This window comes from Streptomyces sp. NPDC057486 (genome assembly GCF_042802415.1).
Taxonomy (GTDB): domain Bacteria; phylum Actinomycetota; class Actinomycetes; order Streptomycetales; family Streptomycetaceae; genus Streptomyces; species Streptomyces yanii.
Genome location: NZ_JBHVEE010000213.1, coordinates 1 through 10,738 on the forward strand (window position 1 = coordinate 1; position 10,738 = coordinate 10,738).

Here is a 10,738-nt window from a genome sequence, read left to right on the forward strand (position 1 = left end):
CGGAGCAGCCGGCTGCACGGACAGCACACCACCCAGGCGTGCCAGGTCCGTGCAGACACCGGGCGGACATCACAGCATTACGTGATGACTCTTAGCGCCAGACGTTCCTCCAAGCCTGAGAGGAACCAGCATGCCCCCAGCAAGAGCACTAATCACCGCCGTTGATACTTACCACGCGCGCTCCCCCCACCTCAGGTAAGCGCAAACGCTCAGACGCGGCACCCCATGATGCCGACTTCCCCGCCGCCTACAGGCTGGCCACTGCGGACGAAGTCGCCGCAGCTTTCGCCTACCTCGCGGGCCCCCTCGCAGGATCAATGACCGGCACGGCGCCAGCGGTCGGCAGCGGGCTCGCGCCTGCGGCTACCACAGGCTGACCCAGGAAGTCCCTGGCCGGGTCACGGCACCTCCCCAACCGGCCTGACCCGGCCGGGCACCACCAGCGAAAGGCAAAACCCACCATGCGCACCACAGCACTCGGGCGCAGTACCACCGTGACCAGCGAGCTCTCCCTCGGCGCCGCCCCGCTCGGCAATCTGTTCCACGCGGTCACCGACGAGGAAGCCGCCGCGGCAGTCGAGGCTGCCTGGGCCAACGGGGTCCGCACCTTCGACACCGCCCCGCACTACGGGCTGGGCCTGTCCGAGCGCCGCCTCGGCCAGGCGCTGCGTAGCAAGCCGCGTGGCCAGTACACGCTCTCGACCAAGGTCGGCCGCCTGCTCCGCCCCCGCGATGAGCAAGGAGACGACCTGGCCAACGGCTTTGCCGTCCCCGCCACCCACGAGCGCGCGTGGGATTTCAGCGCCCATGGCGTGCGCGCCAGTCTAGAAGAAAGCCTGACCCGCCTCGGCCTGGACCGGGTCGACATCCTCTACCTGCACGACCCACACGATCACGAGCGCGCGGCCTTCGACTCCGCCTACCCCGAGCTCGAGCGGATGCGCGCCGAGGGGCTTGTCGGCGCGATCGGTGTCGGCATGAACCAGACCCGCATGCTGGAGCGGTTCGTCCGCGACACCGACATCGACGTAGTTCTGCTGGCCGGCCGCTACTCCCTGCTCGACCACAGCGGCCTGACCTCTTTGCTCCCCCAGGCCGCCCGACGCGGCGTTTCCGTCGTCATCGGCGGGGTGTTCAACTCCGGCCTGCTCGCCGACCCCAGACCCGGCGCGACCTTCGACTACGCCCCCGCCTCGCAGGACCTCCTGGATCGGGCGCTGGCTATCAAGGCCCTGTGCGAGACCTTCGACGTCCCGCTTCGGGCCGCGGCGCTCCAGTTTGCGCTCGGGCACCCGGCCGTCGCCAGTGTGCTCGTCGGCGCACGTACTGTTGCCGAGGTCGAGGACGCTGCCCGCATGATCCACCATCCGATCCCTGCGGACATGTGGCTCGCGCTACGCTGCCAGGGCCTGCTTCCGTCGAACGCCCCACTGCCCGCGCTGGACCCGGGAGTGTCCCCTTAACGGATCTGGCTCACTCCCGATTTGCGCCGTGAGGCGCTGTTGGTTCGAGTGGAGGTGGAAGACCTGCACCAACTCGCTGTCAGAGAAGTGAGGTTGTAGCTGAGGGCAGCCTGATCCGGATGAAGGGGAGGGCGGGAGCGGCCCTGACAACGCCGGGACGTGACCAGTACTGCCAGCTGGGGCATTCCCGTTCTGGTAATCGATGAGATTGGCTGTGCGCGACGAGGCGCTGATGGATCTCGCGGGATCAGAGGCCCGCCGCCGTCTCTACAACCCCGCCGAGCCGCTGCCGAGCGGCGAGTGGCGTGTCACGGTGACCACCACCGAGCCCAGTGAAGCGAAGAAGACGGTGGACGTGGTGGCACGAGACATCGCCGCCGCCCCCGAACCCCAGCAGGCCACGGGTGCTCAGGAGCCGGGGGACGCCTCAGCCCCAGCCACCTCACGTCAGTGGCCAAGGTCGTCCTCACGCTGGAGCTGCGACGCTGGAAGAGCTCAATGGTTCATATCTATTTGATAGCGGGTGCTCAGTGAATCCCATCTAGGGGCTTGACGGGAGAGGATCTCGCACCCAGACTCGTGCCACCTTGAGGCGACCGGCACGCGCAGCTCGCAGCGCCCCGGTCGTCGGTGATCGATCGTGACGGGAGTCTGAGCTGGTGCCCTGTGGTGCGCGCGTGGATGTCGCAGCAGCCTGGTGACGAAGGCCTAAGAATCAGATTTATCTGTCGTAGTCTCTTGTGAGGCTAGAACAAAGGGCATGTGCATGCTCACTCGGCTGGAAGGCGGGACCGGTGTGGAGCAGATCCTCCTGGGGAGCCGTGCTCGTGGCCGCCGGACTGCTCCTCGGTACCACTGCCTGCGGCGGGAACGGCTCGTGGCGGGATCTCTGATGGCATCTGCGCCCATATTCGTGGCTTTCCTCTTCCCCAGTGGCAATTTCTTCCATGGCATCGCCCTCACTGGCAGCAAGGGCTGACGGGCTCCTCATCTCAACGAGGAGTGAAAGGACTCCAAGAATGGACGACATCAGGCTCGGCGTGATCGGGCTGGGTGTACGCAGCGACATGGTCGGGCTCGCGCACCGGCCGGGGGCCGGCTCCCGAAGGGTCGCCTGCTGCGACCGGGACCGCCGGATACTCGACGCCGCGCCGGAGCGCTTCGGCGCCGGTGTACGGACCACGACCGACCACCGCGAGTTGCTGGACGCAAAGCTGGACGCGGGGTTCATCCTGACGCCGGATCACACTCATGAGCCCCTCGGGCGGATTTCCTGCGGGCCGGCGTCCCGGTGTTCCTGGAGCAGGTGACCACCGTGCTCAAGCCGATCGTCGTCGGCCTCGACGGCTCACCCGAGCGCGCCGCGCGGCCGACTGGTACATGACGCACCTCTCCACCCACCCAGGAGCAGCCGTGAACGCAATTCGCCCCGCCGCCCAGGTGACGGTCACCGACTCCGGCTTCTTGCGCGCCGGTCGGTCCCACCAGATCGTCTCCGCCGCCATTCACTACTTCCGCGTTCACCCCGACTTGTGGGACGACCGTCTGCGCAGATTGCGCGCCATGGGCGTGAATACCGTAGAAACCTACATCGCGTGGAACCTCCACGAGCCAGTCCCGGGGCAGCACGACTTCACAGGCCAGGCCGATGTCGCCCGCTTCATCACCACCGCCGGCGGCCTCGGGCTGGACGTGATCGTCCGATTGGGCCCCTACATCTGCGCGGAATGGGAGTTCGGTGGCCTGCCCGCCTGGCTGCTTGCGGATCCCGACCTGCGGTTGCGCTGCACCGACGAGCGCTACCTCACCGCAGTGGACGCCTGGTTCGATGTGCTGCTGCCCGTCCTCGTCCCACTGCTGTCCAGTAACGGCGGTCCCGTGGTGGCCATGCAGGTCGAGAACGAATACGGAAGCTATGGCACCGACACCGCATATCTGCAACACCTTCGGGACGGCCTGATCCGCCGCGGCGCCGACTGCCTGCTGTTCACCGCCGACGGCGTCACCGACCCCTGCCAGCGCGGCGGGCACATCCCCGGCACCCTGGCCACGGCAACCTTCGGCTCCCGCCCTGAGAATTCCCTGGCCGTGCTGCGCCGCCACCAGCCGACCGGCCCGCTGATGAGCATGGAGTACTGGCACGGCTGGTTCGACCACTGGGGCGAGCACCACCACGTCCGCGACACACAGGAAGCTGCGGACGACCTGGACTGGATGCTCGCCCAAGGAGCCTCGGTCAACATCTATATGGGCCACGGCGGCACCAACTTCGGCTGGTGGAACGGCGCCAACCACGACGGAACCACCTACCAGCCCACCTGCACCAGCTACGACTACGACGCACCCGTCGGCGAAGCAGGAGAACTGACCGAGAAGTTCCACGCCTTCCGCAACGTGATCGCACGGCACTTCGGTCCGATCAGGCACGAGCCGCCAACCCTGCCTGCCAGGCTCACCGCCCGAGTGCTGAAGCCGAGTGGCACGGCCTCACTGCGAGCATCTCTGGACTCCCTGTCCGAGCCGCTCCAGCGGGTGGCACCCGAGCCCATGGAGGCTCTGGGCCAGGGGTACGGACTGATCCACTACCGCACCCGGGTGCGTGGCTCCTTCCCGGACGCGACGCTGCGCATCTCCGGCCTCGCCGACCGCGCGCAGGTCTTTCTGGACGGCGCACCGGTCGGATTCCTTGAGCGCGACCGTCCGACGGACGGGCTGCCGCTCAGTATCGACGCCGCCGGCGCCGAACTGGAGGTGCTGGTGGAGAACATGGGGCGGATCAACTACGGCCCCTGGCTGGAGGACCGCAAGGGAATCAGTGGCGGGGTGCGCCTGGACACCCAGTACCAGTTCGGCTGGGAGATCCGTCCGCTGCCCCTCGATGACCTGACGAAGCTTCAGTTCGGGCGGCTCGCGACCGATGGCCCCGCGTTCCACCTCACGGAGGTGCATCTCGCAACCCCTGCCGACGGCTTCATCGCCCTCCCCGGCTGGACCAAGGGCATGGTGTGGCTGAACGGGTTCGCGCTCGGCAGGTACTGGGACCGCGGTCCCCAGCGCACCCTCTACGCGCCAGCCCCCGTGTGGCGCACCGGGCGCAACGAGATCGTAGTCCTGGAACTGCACCAGGCCGGGGAGACCGTCGAGATCCGGGATCGCCCCGATCTGGGACTCACGGGCTGAAGGGCCCGCGGGCCCGACTTGACGTCCCGGCTGGTCAAGGCCACTCAATCGGGCCCCGGCCAGCCTGTCGCATCACAGGCTTACGGGATCTTTCGGACATGCTCTCCGTAATCCCGTAGTAGCGATGCATCGAATAGTCACTGGTGGATGAAGGGTCCTCGACAGTGAGCAGGCGATATGAGGAGATCGCATCTCTCAACGGAGGCCGCTTGCGACATGATCTCCGCGTAGTGGTGTGATTCACCCATTCCAGGATGGATCGGATGAACGGCAGCCGGATACGAGCAGACGTGAAGTCCCTGGTAGGACAGGTCTCACCACAAGATTATGTCCGTAACCGCCAGTGGCTTCACGTTGGTCACCTATGTTGCCGCGCGCGACGTCCCGCGCCACGTCGTGGACTAAATTTCGCGTCTGCCGGCCGCGCGCCGGCGGCAGATCGGCTCTCCGCGTGGTAGCCGGGCGCTCGGACCGTTCCGGCAGGCGGTGTTGGTGCTGCGCTGATTCCGCGAGCGCGCTGCGTGCACTGTCTGGCCCGCGACGCCGGCATCTTTCAGGCCACCGGCTACCGCTACCTGCACGAGGGCGTTCTCGTCCGTCGCCCAAAAGGCAGATCGGAATGAGGACTTCACGTCGACACCCGCATGTTCAACACCCTGCTGCGGCACGTCCGGGCCCTCGGAGAACGCACCGCCGCCGAGCTCAAGCAAAGATGGCGCACCCTGCAACACATCACGCTCAGCCCAGCGGGATCGGCGGCATCGCGCGAGCAGCCCTCGTCCTCAACGGAATCTGGAAGTGATCACCGCTGAGAAAATCCCAATCAGTCGACGTGACAGCGCCCAAATGACGCCTGCTCACCCACCTGAGCGACCCCACAACGATCAACGAAAACATCGAAGGTCGAGATGCTCATGAACATTACAGATTCCTCCGCATACGTCGAAGACCGGTCGCCCGGCAGCGGGCGGCTCCGTCCGCGGGCGGCGTTTGCTTCCGACGCCCCGGTGATCCCGCTCGACGGCGCCTGGCGGTTCCGGCTCGCCACAGGCTTGGACGACCTGACCGAGGGCCTGCCCGAGGCGGGTTTCGACGACGCCGCGTGGGAACTGCTGGAGGTCCCGTCGTGCTGGCAGATGGCCGGGATTCCCGGCAAGCCGCGCTACGGAGCCCCGGCTTACACGAATACCCAGTATCCCTTTCCGGTTGATCCGCCCCGAGTTCCCGAGCAGAACCCGACCGGGGAGTACCGTCGGGCTTTCGACGTACCGGACGGATTCCCGATCGAGGACGCGGTGCTCCGGTTCGAGGGCGTCGACTCCTGTTTCGCCGTGTGGCTCAACGGGATCCGGCTCGGTGACGGCAAGGGGAGCCGGCTCCCTACCGAATTCGACATCTCGTCCACGCTGCGCCCGGGGCGTAACGTGCTGGCGGTGCGCGTGCACCAGTGGTCCTCCGGCAGCTATCTGGAAGACCAGGACATGTGGTGGCTGTCGGGGATCTTCCGGTCGGTATCGGTGATCGCCCGCGGGATCGAGGATTTCTTCGTCCGCACCGACTTCGACCACCAGACCGGCCGTGGCACACTGTCGGTCCGGACCATGTCCTCGGCCCGGTTGTCCATACCCGAACTCGGATTGATCGACGCCGATCCCGCCGGACCGCACACCTTCGAAGGCGTCACCGCGTGGTCGGACGAAGAGCCCAAGCTCTACGAGGGCAGTCTGACCACCGGCGGCGAGCGAGTGGGCCTGCAGATCGGCTTCCGCACCATCGCGGTGGTCGACGGGGTGCTGACTGCGAATGGCCGACCGCTGACCTTCCGGGGCGTCAACCGGCACGAATGGCACCCGCTGACCGGACGGACCCTCACCGAGGAGACCATGCTGGCCGACGTGCTGCTGATGAAGCAGCACAACGTCAACGCGGTCCGAACCAGCCACTACCCGCCGGACACCCGGTTCCTGGACCTCTGCGACGCCTACGGCCTGTGGGTCCTCGACGAATGCGACCTGGAGACCCACGGTTTCGCGTACGCGAACTGGCGCGGCAATCCCAGCGACGACCCCGCGTGGCTGCCCGCCTATCTCGATCGTGCCGAGCGCATGGTGCAGCGGGACAAGAACCACCCCTGTGTGGTCGCCTGGTCGCTGGGCAACGAGGCCGGTACGGGGCAGAACCTGGCAGCCATGGCCGCCCTGATCCGCGAATACGACGACTCCCGGCCGATCCACTACACCGGCAACAACGAGAGCGGTTCCTACGTCGACATCTACGGCTTGATGTACCCCGGTATCGACGAAGTCGAGGCGATCGGCCGGGGCCGCGAACAGCGCACCACCGACCCGGCCGAAGACGAGCACCGCCGCGGTCTACCGTTCATAGCGTGCGAGTACGCCCACGCGATGGGCAACGGCCCAGGCCTTCTGGCCGAGTACCAGGCCGTGTTCGAGTCGCATCCTAGGCTGGCCGGCGGCTTCGTCTGGGAGTGGATCGACCACGGCATCGCGCAGGTCGCCGAGGACGGCTCACCGTTCTACGCCTACGGCGGCGATTTCGGCGAGGAGATCCACGACGGCAACTTCGTGGCCGACGGGCTGGTCTTCCCCGACCGGACGCCCTCGCCGGGGCTCGTCGAGTACAAGAAGGTGATCGAACCGGTCCGGATCGTCATCGACGCCTCCACACGGCGGATTGGCATCCGCAGCCTCCACCACAGCCGCGACACGGGATACCTGCGTTTCTCCTGGACCGTCGAAGACGACGGCAAGCCGGTTGGATCCGGTGAGTTGTCCGTACCGCCCGTCGCACCGGCAAACGAGACGCTGGTGGCCTGGTCCGACGACCTGACCGCGGCGGTCGACGCCTCGGCCAAGGCTGCCTCCGGCTGCGAGGTGTGGCTGACCCTCAGGGCCGCTCTCGCCGAGGACGCGAGCTGGGCCGATGCCGGTCACGAGATCGGCTGGGGGCAGGGCTTGCTGAGGCCGAGCACGCCGACGACGGACTTCACCCTGGCCGCCGCTCTCGTCTGCGAGGACGCCATCACGCTCGGCGCCGGCCGGTTCGACCGCCGAACCGGCGCGCTGACGCGGCTCGGCGCCCTGGATCTCGACGGGCCGCGGCTGGACGTCTGGCGTGCCCCGACCGACAACGACGAACTCGGCCTGGCTGAGGCCGCCGCATGGCGCGCGGCCGGCCTGGACCGCATGCATCACCGAACCCTGACCGTCGAGCCCGGCCCGTCGGGCCTGGTGGTCAGCGCTCGCCTGGCCGCCTCGGGTTCCTGCTCCGGGCTGGGCATCGTCTACCGCTGGACGACCCCGCAAGCCGAGGCGGGCGCCGACGCGACCGGCCTGCGCCTCCAGGTCACGGTCACCCCCGAAGGCGACTGGCCGGTTCCGCTGCCGCGCCTGGGAGTGTCGATGTCCTTGCTCGGCACCGACGCCGACGTCGAATGGTTCGGACGCGGCCCGGGCGAGGCCTATCGGGACTCGCAGGCGGCCGGCCGCGTCGGCCGTTTCCGGTCCACCGTCGTGGCGCTGCAGACCCCGTACGTCCGGCCACAGGAGAACGGCAACCGGCGCGAGATCCGCCACGCACGGATCACCACTTCGCACGGCCCCAGCCTGCTGATCTCCGGGCTCCCGGTCATCGACCTGACCGCACGGCCGTGGAGCACAGCGGCGCTCGCCGCCGCGGATCACCACAACCAGCTGCGTCCGGACGGCCGGATCCGTCTCCACCTGGACAGCGAACACCACGGCCTGGGCACCGCCTCGTGCGGCCCGGCGCAGTCACCGCAGCACGCCCTGGTCGCCGCCCCCGCGACCTTCGCCATGGAATTCGCCGTGGACTGACAGGCAGTGACGACCTGGGCTACACCCCCGTCGGGACGGTCCACATCGCACAGTCCCGGATGTACGTGGCCTCTGCGGACAGCCCGGAAACCGGCACGCTGACCACCAACGTCCTCGAAGGCAAGCCGGACACCGACTGGCAAACCCAGCAGTCCGGCACCACCGCACCACTGCCCCACGAGATCCAGATCAACCTCGGCGGCAAGAACCCCGAGCCCGTGTCTTGCCTGTTCTTCCTGCCGCGGCAGGATGCGGCCAACGGCCGCATCGCCAAGTACGAGGTGTACACCGGTACGGATGGCAAATTGTCATTGGGATCCCGTTGTGCAGGACCACGAGCGACGCAAGTCCCGCGCGGCCGTCACGGTCGGCGCCGCCGACATGCTCGACGGCCGCGCCGACCCGGCCCGCGCGTACGTCGGCAAGGTCACCACCTTCGACCGCGAACCCCCGGCCCCGGAGAACTGGCTCGACCACCTGGCACTGTGGGACAAGCATCACCAGGAGCAGGACGGCGCGCTTCCCCTGGAGACGTGTGTGGTCGACGTCGCCAGCCCCGAACTCACCGGCGGACAGCTGCTGGGCGCATCGGAGATGGCGGAGCTCGGCGGCATCACCGCCTCCACGCTGCGGGCCCACGTCTCGCGCGGCAACAGCGAGGTGCCCCAGCCGCAGGCTAGCGTCAGTGGCCGCGACCAGTGGGCGCGGGCGGTGGCCGACGACTGGATGGAGGCACGCCAGCGCTCATACGAGAGGATCAAGGCCACCATGTCCGCCGGTGACCGCGACAACCTCTCGCCCGGCGCGGCCGCGGTGCGCGACCGGTTCGCCGACGACTTCCGCCACACCCTGTGGGGACGGCCGGACGTGCGGAAGCGGTGGATCCTGCGCCAGCGCAACGAGACGTCCGTGCGCGAGGTCTCCGACACGCTCGCCCCCCACACCGGCCAGCGGCAACTGCACGTCATGTCCAACGACCACGGCATGCCGACGACCCACCAGCCCCTCGCCAAAATGCAACAGCCCCACCGCGCCAACTTCGGCGTGATGAGGCTGCAGGGTGCTGGTGGACGTCGCGGACCGGCCCCGCACGCTGGGAGTGCCGGCCGCCTCATCACGTGGAGGCCTGGCCCTCCGGCCTGAAGTTGGAGGGGCTGACGCCTTGGTACTTCCGGAAGACCGTCGCGAAGTACTGCGAGGATGAGAAGCCCAGCTCGTGGGCGACTTCGGTGACCGTGGCCTGTGGTTCCTCCGCGAACCGGGTGACGGCCCGCTCGATCTTCCTGCGCAGGATGTAGTCCTTGGGAGTTGTCCCGGTTGCCTCACGGAACACCTGGTAGAAGCGGCTGGGCGCGAGCCCGAATGCCCTGGCGAGGCCGACGGCGTCCACTGGTTCCGACAGGTTGGCCTCGATCCAGTCCAGCGCCCGAAGGATGTGCGGATGCGCCAGGGCGACGCCGGAAGGCGGCCGTCGATGCCGACATGCCCGGGCCAGCCGCAGCACGGCCGAGCTGACGACGTGGTAGAGCATGCCGTCGGCGATCCAGTCGTCATGCCCCGCTGCGATGCGAAACGCACTCTCCAGCTCCGTGACGACCTCTTTCGGCGCTTCCCACGCCTCGGAGTCCTGTTCGGCGAGCAGGCTGATCGCCCGGTGCAGCGCGTCCTTCGGCGCGTCCGCGGCCGACTTGAGGATCAGCCAGAACAGCTCACCGCGCGGCTGCATCTCCACGCCTGTGGAGTAGGTGTGCCCCGGAGGGATGCAGAGGACCTCCATGGGGCGTACGACTGTCGCGACGCCGTCGATCTCGAACACCACCGGCCCGCGCCGGGGCAAGGCCAGCACGACCAACGACGCGTGCCGATAGGGGTGAAGCGGTTCGTAGGCGTGCAGGTATCGGTAGCGTCCGAGTGCCATCAGCGGGGCCAGAGACCGCCCGGCGAGGTCCAGCACGGTTCGTTCGGCCGTCGTCCCCAGTTCAATGCGGTCACTGGTGATCACGGACATGAATGACAATCTACGTCGCAGAAAGCCGCACGCCAACAGGCATCATCGGATCCTAGATGATCGATTCCAAGGGATCGCCTGCGCGCATAGAAGGAGGGAGTCCAACGTCAGTGTGTGAAGACAGAGTTGGACTCCCTCGCGACCGCACTCTATGTGAAGACCGACGACCTGTTGAAGGATTCGCCGCAGTTTGCCCCGTGGCGGCCGGCTGTGGGCATTGCGCCGCAGCT

General features: G+C 67.8%; 6 protein-coding genes and 2 pseudogenes. 7 read left to right on the plus strand and 1 reads right to left on the minus strand.

Features of this window, described 5'->3' with window-relative positions; all coding sequences use genetic code 11:
* Window positions 1-461 precede the first annotated feature (461 nt).
* From ACFU6I_RS45905 to ACFU6I_RS45930, 6 genes and pseudogenes are all read left to right on the plus strand, one after another.
* Window positions 462-1,463 (plus strand): aldo/keto reductase, encoded by a 1,002-nt coding sequence (locus ACFU6I_RS45905; protein WP_384379765.1) that lies wholly within the window; start codon window positions 462-464, stop codon window positions 1,461-1,463.
* Window positions 1,464-2,482: 1,019 nt separating this feature from the next.
* On the plus strand, window positions 2,483-2,773 hold the full coding sequence (locus tag ACFU6I_RS45910; RefSeq protein ID WP_384379768.1) for a hypothetical protein: 291 nt from the start codon (window positions 2,483-2,485) through the stop codon (window positions 2,771-2,773).
* Between the two features lie 103 nt (window positions 2,774-2,876).
* On the plus strand, window positions 2,877-4,643 hold the full coding sequence (locus ACFU6I_RS45915; RefSeq protein WP_384379771.1) for a beta-galactosidase family protein: 1,767 nt from the start codon (window positions 2,877-2,879) through the stop codon (window positions 4,641-4,643).
* Between the two features lie 914 nt (window positions 4,644-5,557).
* A complete protein-coding gene (locus ACFU6I_RS45920) occupies window positions 5,558-8,500 on the plus strand; it encodes a glycoside hydrolase family 2 TIM barrel-domain containing protein (RefSeq protein WP_384379775.1) in 2,943 nt (980 codons plus the stop codon).
* A 59-nt stretch (window positions 8,501-8,559) separates the two neighbouring features.
* A pseudogene (locus ACFU6I_RS45925) lies at window positions 8,560-8,793 on the plus strand (discoidin domain-containing protein); the annotation flags it as partial.
* Window positions 8,794-8,824: 31 nt separating this feature from the next.
* Window positions 8,825-9,643, plus strand: coding sequence for a hypothetical protein (locus ACFU6I_RS45930; protein WP_384379781.1), 819 nt, complete (start codon window positions 8,825-8,827; stop codon window positions 9,641-9,643).
* Here ACFU6I_RS45930 and ACFU6I_RS45935 read toward each other — a convergent pair.
* Window positions 9,615-10,508 (minus strand): helix-turn-helix transcriptional regulator, encoded by an 894-nt coding sequence (locus ACFU6I_RS45935; RefSeq protein ID WP_384379778.1) that lies wholly within the window; start codon window positions 10,506-10,508, stop codon window positions 9,615-9,617. The genes ACFU6I_RS45930 and ACFU6I_RS45935 overlap by 29 nt on opposite strands.
* A gap of 114 nt (window positions 10,509-10,622) precedes the next feature.
* Between ACFU6I_RS45935 and ACFU6I_RS45940 the strand changes: the two are divergent.
* Window positions 10,623-10,738: pseudogene (locus tag ACFU6I_RS45940) on the plus strand (IS982 family transposase); the annotation flags it as partial.